This is a genomic window from Psychrobium sp. MM17-31 (genome assembly GCF_022347785.1).
Lineage (GTDB): Bacteria > Pseudomonadota > Gammaproteobacteria > Enterobacterales > Psychrobiaceae > Psychrobium.
The window spans coordinates 96,770-111,007 of sequence record NZ_JAKRGA010000002.1 but is presented as its reverse complement, the minus strand read 5'-3'; the positions used below and the strand labels follow the sequence as shown (position 1 = coordinate 111,007).

Genomic DNA, 14,238 nt, shown 5'->3' with positions numbered 1-14,238 from the left:
AAATCATCATGAGTAAAAGAGCCCGCTGCCCACAATGTAACAGAGCCTTAGCCGCTTGTTTTTGTCACACCATTAGCCTGATTGACAATGAGCTACCTGTGATAATTTTACAACACACCAGCGAAGTGAAGCACGCGAAAGGCACCGCGAAAATCGTCGAGTTATCCCTAAATAATATCGATGTTTTTGTCGGAGAAGACTTTACGGATAACGACGAATTACTCACTAAACTAGCAGCTAAAAAGAGCTTGTTGTTATACCCTCAAGAAGACGCCATTTTACCGCAACAACTCGCGCAACAAATCTTTGAAAATCATGCATTAAAGCTAAGTGATTACCAACTAGTGGTGATCGACGGCAGCTGGAAAAAGGCATTCAAAACCCTCCAACTTAATCCATTTCTATCTGACTTACCAGCTATTGGTATCGACGCGGTTAACGAAAGCGATTACCGTATCCGCAAATCTTCCCGCGCTGATAGTTTATCGACCCTAGAAGCGATTCACGCGGTGTTAACCGTCGTCGAAGGCGACAAGTTTGAAGGCTTACTAACAAGCTTCAAAGCAATGGTGGATTTTCAAATTCAGTCAATGCCCAAGGACGTTCAAGAGCGGTATTAGATTTAAGTGAAATAATGATCGGAACCGTCACAGCTTAACGCTGTTTATCTGTACAGTTATAATAAGTTCTATGAAAAATATTAAATGTTGTGTGGAAAGCGTGCATGATGTTGCACGCTTTCTACACTATAGAATTTATAAACAATTGATTACTAAATGATAAATATTATAGCTGTGCGTCATACATTGCATAGGTGTGCAATGTATGACGCAATGCACGCTTTCCCCAAAGCATTCCAATGAATGTCCATGTGTTTGCATTTCCTAACTCATTGACAAATATTGTATTTATTACTAATGTTTGTGTCTGTTTTAAAATTAATTGTCCGGTATTATTAAGCGTGCTGGATAATATACTGCTATATTCTCAGGGAAATTTGGTGAAAGACGAAGAGTTAATTAAAAACTTAATCCCTTTGTGGCATGGAGTTATGGCGTGGGTAAAAGAAGTATTGGTTCATTCTTATAAACTGGATGATGCAAAAGATATTTTGGGTCAAAAATATCGAGGAAGAAATCAAATTCCAGGGACAAACTGGTTTTATCGTACACATGGTGTAGGTATAGATGTTTTTAAAACCCCTGAGGTCGGTGGAATCGACTTTGATTTCGGTGAAGATGAGCCGGATGAATGGCGCTTGAAGATTTTCTTCGAAAAACAATTCAATGATGGCCAATTGCCTTACGCTGATTATCAACATCTAGCAGATGACGAAGACCGTTTAGATAAAGCAATCAAAATGGCTTTGAGTGATTGAGAATATAACAAGCCAATGAATTCGTTCCCTTCGGTCACTGGGACAAAAACTCGTTGGCTTTCCTTCGTGCCTCAGTCATTATAGCCAACAAGTTTTAGCCCATTATTGGAGCGTTAGGTGTTACGTATGGATACGTCTGTAAGTTTTAAATCCGAGCTATTCAAACCGTTTTTACCAGATGAATTGCAGGTGAATCCTGAAGTTTATGGTGCTGAGTTAGCGTTTTGGATTAGTAAAAAGTTATCGTCTAAGGGGATTGTAACTTCATACCCTGAAAGTGAAGATTGGGGTTGGTATATCGAACATTTTTTAGGTGACAATGAATATAGGTTATGTTGTGGCAACGTTGAAGGTTCGCAGACTGAGTGGCAGTGCTTTCTTGAACCATACGCTAGAGGTTTTTTCGGAAGAAACAAAGCTCCTTTAGAATTAACAAAGCCTTTATTGGATGCCGTTCGTGATATCTTAGAAGAAACCGACGGAATAAATGAAATTCAGTGGTCTAGAGTAGGTAACACCTAACAAGCCTAGCCAACGGGACAATTTAAGCTGGCTCCCGTCGCTTCGCTCCTAATTTTAACCAGCTTAAACGTTGCCCCTGCTTGGGGCGTTATGCAGATAAGGAAATTCAGTGCAATATTGGATAGGAGTGTCTGAATCATACTTAGACGAAGGAACTATTTGGACAGAGTTTGCTGATGAGGGACATGCGCTCAGGCAGGTTGAACAATATGATGGTAAGTGGTTTTCATCTAGAAATGATTCAGTTGAAGAGTGTTGGTTATATGATGGAAACATTAAAGATCTAGGCTTGTCAGATTCGCGAGAAATATCAAGAGAAGAGTTTGAGAGCGTTTGGCAAAAGTCTGCATAACAAGTCATTCAAAAGGACAAAAAAACAATAGATACCCAAAAGTTTCTCAATTCGTCATCAGCACAAATAAAGTATCAACCTAGGACTTTTTAGACTATAAATCTATGGTGTCAAAACTTTCAATATACAAGGATGTATCTATGCGACTAACTCTCTTAACCTTAATTTTCGGCGTGATTCTGCTTGCTGGCTGTGATTTTTCAACGCGCTATGCTCATCATACAAATACTACCATTGAAGACGGCGTTAAAATGACCGTTATCACGGCTATTAAAAACGAATCGACTGTTATCGACTGTAAAGAAAGTGATTCTGGAGTTTGTTATTTTAAAGTCGCTTCTCGACGTTGTTTTCTAGATGCTGGTAGGGAAACCTGTATTACTATTGATTTAGAAGACTTCAAGCTAGCTCAGGGAGAGACTAAGACGTTTGTTGGTAAAGACAATAACGAAGATTTCGTCCACTGCGCTTCTGCGACTGAGTTTGAAGTTGGGTATGTGTGTGAGCCTAGCTCATAGCACTTCTGAATCAATGCGTATCTCAATAAATATGAATATGAATATTTGTACTTTGCCTTTGAGAGATGATAAAAGGATTAGCAGGTACAGCAAGTGTCACTCAAGTTTTACTCGTGTTGTAAATCAGAATAGAAAAAGGAAGTGCCTTGAACGCACAACAAATCGCTCGCTATGTTATTGCCTTCTCGTGGATTTACCACGGTTTGTTTCCCAAATTAATACATATTGCACCTTTAGAAAGACTGATGACTGCAAGTTTGGGTCTATCAACTGAGATGTCGGACTGGGTGACTCGTTTTGCTGGGGTAAGTGAGATACTTTTCGGAATAGTCTTCTTCGTCTTTTATACCAATAAGATCCTCAATGTTCTTAACATTATCGGCATGTTAGCGTTACTTCTTTTTGTGGCGACTTTACAGCCGCAATTGTTAATTGAGGCTTTTAACCCAGTCACCACAAATCTGCCATTAATTGCTTTTAGTGTGATTTTATTGCGCAATAAGGCTAACCAGAAAACGGCTGCTCACTAATGATAATCCTCACTCTATTCGGAATAGGCATGTGTCTCTTCGGCTGTTTGATGATTGCAAAACCACTCGCATTCGCAAAAGGCATTACTGCCTTTAGTGAAAAACCGTGGTTTCACGCCTTTGAAATTGTCAGTCGTTTAACTGTAGGTGTTTTATTGATTCTATTTGCAGAACAAACGTCCTATCCGTTAACAGTAAAAGTAATCGGCGCAGTGCTTTGTTTTGTCAGCGTATTTTTACTGGTCATTGGCAGCAATAATCACAAGAAGTTTGCAGCACTAACCACGAAGATTGGCCCGTATTTTAGGCCGTTAGGCTTTGTTGCTGTGTTTGGTGGCGTGGTATTGATTTATTTAGGATTTAGTTAGATGGAGTTTTAGATGCAAGAGTCCAGAGAGTTTAACGATTATTTAACGCCGCGCCTAAAGCCGAGTGGTATAGATGTTTTGTGTGGCTTAAAGCACTTCGCGATTATCACCTACGGGGTGCCTGCTGAGCGCTTTAATGGCATGTTTCCTGACCGATTTGAATTGGATACGATAGAAGCAAATGGACAGTCCCTCGGGCTTATTTCAGTAGTTCCTTTTATTGATGTCGATTTCACTTCAGCGGTGTTTCCGTTTCCCAAATTCACGATGGGGCAGACAAACTATCGCGTGTATATCATTGATAAGCAGACTGGAGAGCGGTGTGTGTGGTTTATTGGCACGACACTCGATTCTTGGACGCTGGCTGTGCCACGCTATTTGTGGAATCTGCCATGGCATGCAGGCAAAGTGCATTTTGATTGTTCATTGAATAACAGCACTGGCTTGTATGACAGATATTGCATGCAAACACAGTCTGAATGGGCTGCCGCAGAGGTGGAATTAAAACAGTCTATCGACGACCAATTTGAATATTCAGGATTTCCTAACAAGGAATCGATGTTGGTTTATCTAACGCATCCATTGACGGGTTTTTATTATCGTCGAGACGGTAAATTAGGAACCTATAGTGTGTGGCATAAAGAGTTGGCAGTTAACCCTGCGCGTTTAGTATCAGCTCAGTTTAAGCTATTAACTGACTTAAATATTGTTACAAAAGAGGAGCAACAAAAACCATACTGCGTGTTGATAGAGCCGCTCAATGAATTTACGATTTATCTTCCACCAAGAGTAATCGACTAAAAGAATTATTGTGCTCAGATGGTGATTGGTTATGAGATTCATTTGGATAGATTGAATTATTTATGGAAACTATAGTGCAAAATAAAGTGGCCGATATTTTTGAATACGAGTCTGTTGCTAAGGTCTTAGTACTGTGTATTCTTACTGTTGGCATTTATTTGATTGTAAAGCTATATCAGTATTCTCAACGTATTAATCGATATACCGAATATAAAATTCCGAGCTGGTTTATTGCCACAGCGATATTTCTCTTTGGAGTTTCGTTCGCTAGTTTGATTCATGTTTTTATGAATCTGAATAGCCCCGAAGCTATTGAGTTGACTATTGTTATCCATGCAATTTCAACGCTATTTGATGTCACTTGGATAATTATGGTGCGCAACCGGATTAATCGAATTACGGCAACAAAACGCGGTGAGAGGATGTGGTTGAATCCGTTTATAACGTCAATTCTTCACGTTATTTATATGCAGTATGTTATTAACCAAGGGCGACAACAAAGTAGTTAGTCGCCCTTAACTACTCTAAATTGTAGCCTTTCTAGCATCTAAATACTTAGCAGGCTCTGCGATATCTAATAGATGTCGCTTCACTAAATCTAAGCCGCAAGTGGCGACGTATTGTTGGAAGTAGAGCCGGCCAAGTGGCAGATATAATGCGGCGGTGTTGATGTTGTCTTTATCGCCCCATGCAATCCACACTAAGCCCACTGGTTTTTCGTCGCTGCCGCCACCGGGGCCTGCGATGCCTGACACTGCTGCACCAACATCGGCGCCGCTTACTTCGAGTGCGCCTTTTAGCATGGCGATAACTACCTGCTCACTAACTGCGCCGTGGTCGATTAAGGTTTGCTCCGGCACATTGACTAACTTGGTCTTCATGGCGTTAGAGTATGTGACAAAGCCCGCTTCAAATGCAGCCGAAGAGCCTGCTTCTTTGGTGATTAATGAAGCCATTAAGCCACCAGTACAAGACTCGGCAAAGGTGACGGTTTTATCTTGTTCTTCTAACACGTTAATGAGCGAGCGCGCCATCGAAATGCGGCCCTCACCAATCACGTGAGCACCGAGAATATCCATTAGCTTTTGTTGCCAAATTAGCTTGTCGTCATGGCCTTGTTGATGGTGACTAGTGAGCTTGATTTCTAGCATTGGCATGGCGGCGCGATAGCCTAGTTCGATGTGCTTTGGCCAATCTGGGAGTTGTGCATTAACCATGTCTTGAATGGTTGATTCGCCGAGGCCGAATACTTGAAAGCGGCTAACGTCTGTCGTGTCGTTAATCGAAAAACACTGCTGAATGTGCGGCAGAATTTCACTGCCAAGCATTTTCTTTAATTCACGCGGCACACCCGGCGTGGTGTAGATCTGACAGCTGCCGACGCGCATGGTAAAGCCAACGGCGCTGCCTGCTTCATTGGGAATAATGTCACAGCCCGTTGGCAGCATCGCTTGTTTTTTATTGGAATCACTTAGCGTGTAGTTGCGGCGTTGGCACCAATCAACCAGATGCGCCATGGCATCAGGATGTTCGCTAATATCAACACCTGCGGCCATTGCAAGCGCTTGCGCTGTCATATCGTCCACTGTCGGCCCTAAACCGCCGTTGATGATGAGTATGTCACAGCGCTTGGCGTGACAAGCAATTTCTTCTGCTAGCATTGAAAGGTCATCTTTGACGGTAACGCGGCGGGTCACTTCGAGGCCTAAACTGCCAAGTTCTTGAGCGATAAATGCTGAGTTGCTATCAATTACATCACCTGACATCAGTTCGTTGCCAGTGAGTAGTAGTTCTACGTTGAGCTTGCTTGTTTGCATCTTCCATTTCCAGCGGGTGTATAACGGCTTGAGTGTAACAAACAAGGTGATCTTATCGATAGATAAATTGTTAAATAATTGGAAGTTTTAAGTAGTTGTCGTACCATTAGCCATCTGCAAATTTTTGGACAATCCCCATGGCGCAAAAAGCCACCATTTACAAAGCCGATGTTAACTTGGCGAACATGGATCAAGATATCTATCTCGATCAAAATCTAACCATCGCACAGCATCCGTCAGAGACACTGCAACGCATGATGCTACGCATTGTAGCGTGGGCATTAAATGCCAATGAACAACTGACATTTACCAAAGGGTTGTGTGAAGAAGACGAGCCTGAGTTATGGCAAAAGAATTACAGCGACGAAATCGAGCTGTGGATTGATTTGGGCACGCCAGATGAAAAGCGCTTAAAGAAAGCAAGTGTCCGTTCAAAACAGGCGATTCTGTTTACTTATAGCAGTAATAGCGCTAATGAGTGGTGGAAGCAGCATCAAAATATCGCTCGTAAATACAGTAATTTAGCTGTGTATTTTGTGAGTGATGACACCATGGAACAATTGGCGGCAATTGCGCAGCGCACTATGCAGCTACAATTTTCCATCAGTGATGGCGATGTGTGGCTCAGTTGTGGTGACACGTCAATTCAGCTAGATATTACTTGTTGGCAAGAGGCGACTGAGTAGCTTCTTTTTTGCTCTCACGACTCTGCGCTCTCTAAAATAGTGGGGAAGGTAAGACGCAAGCAAATACCTTCTTCACTTGGCATCAATTCGATATTTCCCTGTAATGAGTCTTTGATTAGCTCTTCGACTATATGCATGCCTAAACCTGTACCACCTTGGTCTTTTTTCGTCGTGTAAAAAGGATCAAATAGCTTCTTTGATTGCTCTTTGTTAAGTCCTTTGCCATTGTCTTTGTAGATAAGTTGAAGCTCACCACCGAGTTGAGTCGCATTGATATTGACCATACCATTTTCCATCGCTTCAAAACCGTGAATGAGACTATTCATAATGAGATTGGTGATAATTTGCGATATCGCACCGGGCTTCGTATCTAGCACAATATTGCTGTCACAGTTGATTAGTACTTCATGTGATGTTTTGCCAATTCTTGGATTTAGACTCAGTAGAATTTCTTCTAAATATTCGCGCAAATTAAACAAACGTTGCATGTCGGTGACTTGATCAGAAGAAACTGCTTTAAAGCTGTGTACTAAACCCGCTGCCCGCTCCATGTTACTAAGGACAATTTTGGCACTTTTCTCCACCATGGCGGTGTAAGCATTAAGGTCACTTTTGGTTAATTGATTATCAGCGATTCGCTTGTTTAGACTTTCAGTGGCTTCAAGCAGGTTAGAGCCACAGGTAATGCCAATGCCTATTGGCGTATTAATCTCATGTGCTGCAGCTGACACCATTTCTCCAAGGGCAACCATTTTCTCAGCGTCTATTAGTTGCTGGTTGGCTGCACTAAGGCTTAGTTCACTTAGTTCTAATTCGTCGGTGCGCTCATTGACGAGCTCTTCCAGCATTTTTTGATAGTGTTTGAGTTGTTGATTATTTTGCTTTAGTTGCTGTGTTTGTTGCGCCAGTTTTTCTTGCTGGACTAAGCGCTGGGAAATATCGAATACCGAGGCAATAAACAGCTTTTCAGATTTTATTTCAACTTTAGTGACATCGACTTCGACGGGAAATTCTTGGCCATTTTTCCTTACGCCTTGTACACGAGCGCCTTCTCGGAGGCTCGCGAATCTATTTTTGGATTTATCAAAGGCTTTGACTTTCTTATGGTGTCCAGCGCGCACATGCTTTGGCAATAATGTAACTAGGGAGCGGCCAATAATCTCGTGCTTTTCGTAGCCAAACATGCGCTGTGCTGCCTGATTAAACTGAACGATTTCTTGTGAATCGTTGATGGTCAGGGTGGCAGTGGCAGTAACATCTAACAGCATAAAATAATGGGCTTTGCTGTCGCCGAGAATTTCAATATCGCTAAGGAGCGCTTCTCGTTGACGTTCGGTCTTACGCAAAGATTGTTTTAAGCGCAGAATAAAAACGGCGAGATGTCGCAGCACGGTATAACGTTCAAGGATTTTGATATTAGCAATTTTGCCATCGATGAGATTGTTGATGGTCGAGTCGACATCATCATGTTCACGCTGTTCGATGTTTTGTAAGGTATAAATGCCAATCATTAAGGCAACAATAAGCACTAAGCCGATGGCGAGGTTGAGCTTGGGAAAATTAAATGAAATGTAAGCAAAGGCTTGTTGCAGTTCGTTTTGCGCCTGATATTTAGTGAAATATTCTGCGGCGAAAAATAGGGTTAATAGAAGAATTACATCACACAGCGAGAGGGTCCATAGTACTTTTAAGACCAAGCGCTTATTAAGGTCAATAGTCATACTCTTCATGGGGATAGTCTCATTGATGCATCTGGCATCTAATTTTATTAACTACTTTTAACAATCGTTTTAAATGTTGATGAAATGCTTTGTGGTCAAGCATTTAACGACAATTCCAACAAAGTATAGACGGGAAAATGGACTTAGCAATTTACTAAGTCCAATTTTTATAGAATGCGCGCTTTAGGCTTCGTTGATGCGGCTAGCTAAATAGGTAGGGTATTTGCGCTCGCTAGCGAGTTGAACGGCCTTTGCTGCAACGTCAGTCTCAATAAGGGTATTATTGATTGCAGGCATCGAAAAAGGCGCTAATTCGAGGCTGAATTTTTCACAAATATCATTGTAAATCAGCGCAGTAGCGTCAATGGCTGATGAGGCTTTTACAATTTCACTGCGGGCGTAAAACGGTGTGGAAAAGTCGACATCGGCTGCACGCAGGTCGGGATCTTTACCGGGTATTTGTTGCGCGCCATAAAGCGGAATACCGCCGATTTGTGCGCTATCAAAGGCCGGAATAAAATGAGCCATAAAATCAATGGATTTCTGAGTTCGTGCGTTGGCAACCTCTGCTGGCCATTGGTGCTGAGCAATTTTGCTAGCGAGTCCTTGTGGCAGTTCAGGCTGTGAAGAATCGCTATCATTGCTGACTAAGCCATCGTCAAACAAGGTAATATCTTTGGTCATGCCATGAATTTGGAAATAGCCGTTAGGGTACGGGGTAAGCTGCGCCATGCCATTTGGCGTGCCACGCTGGCCATAGAAAATAACCTCAGGCCAATGGCCCTCTACTTCATTCCATTTAGTCACGTAGGCCGCTTTAAATTCCACTAAACGCTGTTCGTGACAACCGATAAGATCGTCGATGCTGCCGCTCTTAAATCCACAGGCATTAACGAGATAGTCGACATTGATTGTACTAACATCGCCATTGTTATTTACCGTTAGTTGCCACTGATTATCAATGCGCGCTATGGCTTGGACGCGTGTATTGGTCATCACTTGGCAATGCGACAATTGCTCACTGGCAAGTGTTGCGCTGGCAGCAAGTCTAAACACATTAAGGCCATATTCTTCGACCAAAATCAGCGGAAATTTTATTTGCGTAATATCGAGTTTTTTAACGACTGGAATTAACCAGTCGCGTGGCGTTTTAGCGATAGTTGGATTAGGCAACTCAAGCAGCGCTTCAACGTCAGCTTGTTCAAACACGTGATAATAATTAGCGGGATCGCCAATCATCCGATTGTCTTCACTCTCATTGACCAAGGTTTGGTAATGAGACTTTAATAGTTCAAGCCGCGGTAATAATTGCTCAAAGGTGCCGGGATCGCGCTTGGGAATGGCAATGAGTGTCGGGCGATAATCGGCACATTGCGGATAAAGCTTTAGGGTATCGATAGATTGTCTAAGCAAAGTTAAGCACTGCTCGTCATCGATTTCGCGATAGAGGTTACCGCCGGCATGGAGATGACAAATTGGCGGCCCGTTGACTAAACTTGGGCCAGCTTCGATAAGCACCGTGTCAAGCTGATGGCTAGCAAGCCCTAACGCGGCGGTTGAGCCAGCAATGCCGCCGCCGATAATTGCCACTTTGGGCGTTGGTGATAATGTGTTGTTCATGAAACCTAATGCATTGTCGCTTAGCCTGATGGCATCGCGAGAATTTCTTTAATATCAATGGCGTTTTGATACGCCACAAAGCCAGTTTCTTTAGTAGTACGACCATACACCGCCATGCGATCAGATAATTCGTTACCTTCGATATCGGCGTGACCTTTTACATGGCTAATAGTAATGTGATTTTGAAGTTGTTGATAGCGAGCGAAGCACTCTTGAATTAACGCTAGATTCTTGATTGGCTCGTTTTTACCACGCACCCAGCCTTTTTTCTGCCAGCCTGCAGCCCATTTGGTAATACAATCAATGGAGTACTTTGAATCTGACAAAATTTGTACGCTTTTTTGTTGCGATACAAAAGTTTGCGCAAGTTTAAAAGCTTCTAACATGCCCAGTAATTCCGCTGAGTTATTAGTGCCATTGGCGTCATATAAGCCATAGTACAAGCTGGTAGGTGTTCCCTGTTCATACACCGCAACACCTGTTCCGGCTTTGCCAGGATTTGGTGAACAGGCGCCATCACAATAAATATCCACATCGGCTGAGGTGATTGCGCGATTGCTGACTTTAGGTTTGCTTGAAGCTGGTGCACTCGCTTTACCGCCTTTTTCTAAAGAGCGTTTCATTAAGGCGCGTGTGTAGTTGTCTTTAAACGCTTCTTCGGCCAGTTGTTTCGAGGCAAATCCCATGTATTGTGCGTCTGCTTGGCCGTCGATGTAGCTTTTGACTTCTGGCCATGAATCGAAAACACCAGTTTTCAATCCTTTCCATACCACGTAATGTTTTTTGCTCATTTGAATAAATTCCTAACCGTTATTGGAGGCAGATAATAGCGCTATAGCATTTAGTTACAAGTCTTATTTAACTAATGCTGTGGAGAAAGTAATCAGTGCGCTAATATAAGCCGATTTTATAAAAATAATAACCTGTTTTTGTTAAGGAAAATGGTATGAACTTGAAGCCTTTAGCCGCCGTCTGTATGGCGCTGTCGCTGCTTGCTGCACCTGTTGCTAGTAGTTATGCGGCAAAGAAAGAAAACCCTCGCGCCGAATACATTCGCGCTAACTACACCAAATACGAATATCAAATCCCAATGCGCGATGGCACTAAACTCTTTACTGTGGTTTATTCGCCAAAAGATCGTTCAAAAACCTATCCAATGATCATGCAGCGCACACCTTATACGGTTGGGCCATATGGCAGCGATAAATACAAAACGCGCCTTGGTCCAGATGCGATGTTTGAAAAAGAAGGCTTTATTTTCGTATTCCAAGACGTGCGCGGCAAGTTCATGTCAGAGGGTGAATACGTAAACATGCGCCCGCAAGACGCTTACAAACGCGGTAAAAAAGCGGTTGATGATGCGACAGACACTTATGACACCATCGATTGGCTGGTGAAAAACGTTGATAACAACAACGGTAAAGTGGGGATGCACGGAACCTCTTACCCTGGTTATTACACCTCTGTTGCAGCGATTAACAGTCACAAGGCGCTAAAAGCGATTTCACCACAAGCGCCAATCGCTGATTGGTTTTTTGATGACTTCCACCGCAACGGTGCCTTTGTAGTGCCAATGGCGTTCTTGTTCTTCGATACCTTTGATAAGCAACGTGAAAAGCCGCACGCTCATTGGCCAGAAGGTATGAAACGTGAAACTACAGACGGTTACGATTTCTTCTTAAAACTCGGCCCATTGTCGAACGTTAATAAGAAATATTTCCACGGCAAGCGTCCATTCTGGAATGAGCTGACCGAGCATCCTAATTACGATGAGTACTGGCAAGCGCGCAACATTCTGCCGCACCTTAACAAAGTTAAGCCTGCAACCTTAGTTGTTGGTGGTTGGTATGACACCGAAGATTTATACGGTCCGTTAGAGACTTATCAATCGATGTCTAAGAACAATAAAAAAGACAACGTAAAAATGATTATGGGCCCTTGGTATCACGGTCAATGGAATCGCGGTAAGGGCAACAAACTCGGTGAAGCGGACTTTGGCTTTGATACCAGTAAATGGTTCCAAAAGTCTGTACTACTGCCGTTCTTTAATCACCATTTAAAAGGCAAGAAAGATCCAAACTTAGCTAAGGCGACGATGTTTGAAACTGGTGCTAACCGCTTTAGACACTTCGATGCATGGCCACCGAAGAACGCTAAGAAAGAAACGCTGTTCCTCGATGAAAAGCAAGTACTGACAGCGAGTAAGCCTAAGCACAGCGAAAGCGCTAGTGACTGGGTGAGCGATCCAAACAAACCTGTACCGCATTCAGCAAAAATTAGCCGTGGTTGGGACAAGCCATACATGGTTGAAGATCAGCGTTTTGCGGCGCGTCGCTCAGACGTATTAGTCTTTGAAACGCCAGTAATGGAACAAGACAAAACTATCGCAGGTGCTATTGATTTAGACTTATGGTTCTCTACATCACAAAGCAGTGCCGATATTGTGGTTAAGCTGGTGGATGTGTTCCCAAGCATCAATGAAAACACCGATAAAGTTGATCGCGAAAAAGCGAATCGTCACGAGCTAGTGCGCTGGGGCGTTATCCGCGGCCGCTTTAGAGACAGCATGAGCGACCCTAAACCATTCGTGCCAAACAAACCGACAAAGGTGTCGTTTGAGTTATACGATGTGTTGCACACCATTAAACGCGGACACAAGCTACAAATTCAAATCCAAAGTAGCATGTTCCCGTTTATCGATCGCAACCCACAACACTACGTGGACAACATCTTTAACGCGAAGGAAGTCGATTTTGTTAAGGCAACGCACAAAATCTACCACAGTGCTAAGTACCCAAGCTCAATTAGCTTCGGCACTATTAAGTAGTTAATTGGACTACGAAAAAGCGAGTGAAAGTTCACTCGCTTTTTTATTGATAGGAGAAAAGTTATGAAAAAATCACTGTTATTACTAGCGACCTTAATGAGTTCTTTCACTATGAGCACACCTAGTTTTGCAAAAGAGCACGCTAGCGCAAAGCCAATTAACAACATGTTTGACGCAATGCGGGAGCATAATGGCGACAAGCTATTAGCTCAGTTTACTGACAATGCGATATTGCAGCGAGCGGGTAAGGGCGACGAGGTCAAAACCAATGATCTTAAAAAGTTCGCAGCATTCGTTTCGAAAACTGATAAGCATTTGGATGAAAAGTTATTAGCGGTGGACGTTTCTATCAGCGACAACCTAGCCTCAGTTTGGACACCATACGTGTTTTATCTCGACGGTAAACTAAGTCATTGTGGCGTTAACAGTTTTCAGTTGGTGAAATTTGATAATGACTGGAAGATTGTTTATTTGATTGATAATACGCATGCTGGAGATTGTGAGAAATTTATTGCGAGATATTCAAAAAACTAGCGGCATTTATTAATTAACGCTAGAGTGATTAAGACTCTTGAATTTTAAAAAGGACTTTAAATGAACCGTTTAATATTCGCCGTGTGCTGCTTTATCACGTGTTCTATAAATGCAGCTTCAGACAAAATGTTTGACGGTTTCGACTCTGCGCACGACGCTTGTTATGCCTATAGTTACGGCTATAAAGGTGTCGAAAAAGATTATGCTAAAGCGTTTAAGTGGTGTGGTATTGGCCATGAGATTGAAAAGAATAACAGTAGTACGACACTACTCGCTGAGCTTTATTTCTTCGGTTATGGCGTAGATAAAGATCTTAAAATGGCTCTCGATCTATACGCCGCTGCGACGTTTTCTGGCCACAATCACGCAGCATCGATGTTTTATTATATCGTCCACATTGAAATACCTGAGCAATTTAACGCCGAACAAAAGGCTTTTGCATTGAAAATGCTAAAACTCGCGGTTGAATCTGGCTATGACAAAGCTAAATCGTTACTAGATAATCATGAAAGCAATACAGCTCAATTAGAAAATAAACAGCTGCCTAAGAAAATCTAATGTGTT

Annotated in this window: 17 protein-coding genes; 13 read left to right on the top strand and 4 right to left on the bottom strand. The window is 42.5% G+C overall.

Features of this window, described 5'->3' with window-relative positions:
* The first annotated feature begins 8 nt into the window (after window positions 1-8).
* The 9 genes from MHM98_RS04960 (at window position 9) to MHM98_RS04920 (ending at window position 4,978) form a co-directional block, all read left to right on the top strand.
* Window positions 9-620, top strand: a complete 612-nt coding sequence (locus MHM98_RS04960; protein ID WP_239438173.1) for a tRNA-uridine aminocarboxypropyltransferase — start codon at window positions 9-11, stop codon at window positions 618-620.
* A gap of 380 nt (window positions 621-1,000) precedes the next feature.
* Window positions 1,001-1,378, top strand: a complete 378-nt coding sequence (locus tag MHM98_RS04955) for a hypothetical protein (protein WP_239438172.1) — start codon at window positions 1,001-1,003, stop codon at window positions 1,376-1,378.
* A gap of 126 nt (window positions 1,379-1,504) precedes the next feature.
* On the top strand, window positions 1,505-1,900 hold the full coding sequence (locus MHM98_RS04950) for a hypothetical protein (RefSeq protein ID WP_239438171.1): 396 nt from the start codon (window positions 1,505-1,507) through the stop codon (window positions 1,898-1,900).
* Window positions 1,901-2,009: 109 nt separating this feature from the next.
* Window positions 2,010-2,252, top strand: a complete 243-nt coding sequence (locus MHM98_RS04945) for a hypothetical protein (RefSeq protein ID WP_239438170.1) — start codon at window positions 2,010-2,012, stop codon at window positions 2,250-2,252.
* 140 nt (window positions 2,253-2,392) lie between these two features.
* Window positions 2,393-2,770, top strand: coding sequence for a hypothetical protein (locus MHM98_RS04940; protein WP_239438169.1), 378 nt, complete (start codon window positions 2,393-2,395; stop codon window positions 2,768-2,770).
* Between the two features lie 146 nt (window positions 2,771-2,916).
* On the top strand, window positions 2,917-3,300 hold the full coding sequence (locus MHM98_RS04935; RefSeq protein ID WP_239438168.1) for a DoxX-like family protein: 384 nt from the start codon (window positions 2,917-2,919) through the stop codon (window positions 3,298-3,300).
* 50 nt (window positions 3,301-3,350) lie between these two features.
* A complete protein-coding gene (locus tag MHM98_RS04930) occupies window positions 3,351-3,668 on the top strand; it encodes a hypothetical protein (protein ID WP_239438167.1) in 318 nt (105 codons plus the stop codon).
* A 12-nt stretch (window positions 3,669-3,680) separates the two neighbouring features.
* A complete protein-coding gene (locus tag MHM98_RS04925; RefSeq protein WP_239438166.1) occupies window positions 3,681-4,469 on the top strand; it encodes a DUF2071 domain-containing protein in 789 nt (262 codons plus the stop codon).
* Between the two features lie 74 nt (window positions 4,470-4,543).
* Window positions 4,544-4,978, top strand: a complete 435-nt coding sequence (locus tag MHM98_RS04920) for a hypothetical protein (RefSeq protein WP_239438165.1) — start codon at window positions 4,544-4,546, stop codon at window positions 4,976-4,978.
* 15 nt (window positions 4,979-4,993) lie between these two features.
* On the opposite strand, the gene MHM98_RS04915 is transcribed toward MHM98_RS04920, so the two are convergent.
* A complete protein-coding gene (locus MHM98_RS04915) occupies window positions 4,994-6,286 on the bottom strand; it encodes a CinA family nicotinamide mononucleotide deamidase-related protein (RefSeq protein WP_239438164.1) in 1,293 nt (430 codons plus the stop codon).
* 137 nt (window positions 6,287-6,423) lie between these two features.
* On the opposite strand from MHM98_RS04915, the gene MHM98_RS04910 reads away from it, so the two are divergent.
* Window positions 6,424-6,972, top strand: a complete 549-nt coding sequence (locus tag MHM98_RS04910; RefSeq protein ID WP_239438163.1) for a YaeQ family protein — start codon at window positions 6,424-6,426, stop codon at window positions 6,970-6,972.
* A 14-nt stretch (window positions 6,973-6,986) separates the two neighbouring features.
* Here MHM98_RS04910 and MHM98_RS04905 read toward each other — a convergent pair whose 3' ends face one another.
* The 3 genes from MHM98_RS04905 to MHM98_RS04895 form a co-directional block, all read right to left on the bottom strand.
* The gene (locus tag MHM98_RS04905; RefSeq protein WP_239438162.1) at window positions 6,987-8,702 is read right to left on the bottom strand and encodes a sensor histidine kinase; all 1,716 of its coding nucleotides are present in this window, start codon (window positions 8,700-8,702) and stop codon (window positions 6,987-6,989) included.
* Window positions 8,703-8,876: 174 nt separating this feature from the next.
* Entirely contained in the window at window positions 8,877-10,313 is a 1,437-nt protein-coding gene (locus MHM98_RS04900) for an FAD-dependent oxidoreductase (RefSeq protein WP_239438161.1), read from the bottom strand.
* A 20-nt stretch (window positions 10,314-10,333) separates the two neighbouring features.
* Window positions 10,334-11,104, bottom strand: coding sequence for a ribonuclease H family protein (locus MHM98_RS04895; RefSeq protein WP_239438160.1), 771 nt, complete (start codon window positions 11,102-11,104; stop codon window positions 10,334-10,336).
* A 155-nt stretch (window positions 11,105-11,259) separates the two neighbouring features.
* Between MHM98_RS04895 and MHM98_RS04890 the strand changes: the two genes are divergently transcribed.
* From MHM98_RS04890 to MHM98_RS04880, 3 genes are all read left to right on the top strand, one after another.
* Window positions 11,260-13,140 carry a CocE/NonD family hydrolase gene (locus MHM98_RS04890; RefSeq protein ID WP_239438159.1) on the top strand — a complete coding sequence of 627 codons (1,881 nt, stop codon included), beginning with the start codon at window positions 11,260-11,262 and terminating at the stop codon, window positions 13,138-13,140.
* A 63-nt stretch (window positions 13,141-13,203) separates the two neighbouring features.
* The gene (locus MHM98_RS04885; RefSeq protein ID WP_239438158.1) at window positions 13,204-13,674 is read left to right on the top strand and encodes a nuclear transport factor 2 family protein; all 471 of its coding nucleotides are present in this window, start codon (window positions 13,204-13,206) and stop codon (window positions 13,672-13,674) included.
* Window positions 13,675-13,734: 60 nt separating this feature from the next.
* On the top strand, window positions 13,735-14,232 hold the full coding sequence (locus MHM98_RS04880) for a hypothetical protein (RefSeq protein ID WP_239438157.1): 498 nt from the start codon (window positions 13,735-13,737) through the stop codon (window positions 14,230-14,232).
* The last annotated feature ends 6 nt before the right edge of the window (window positions 14,233-14,238 follow it).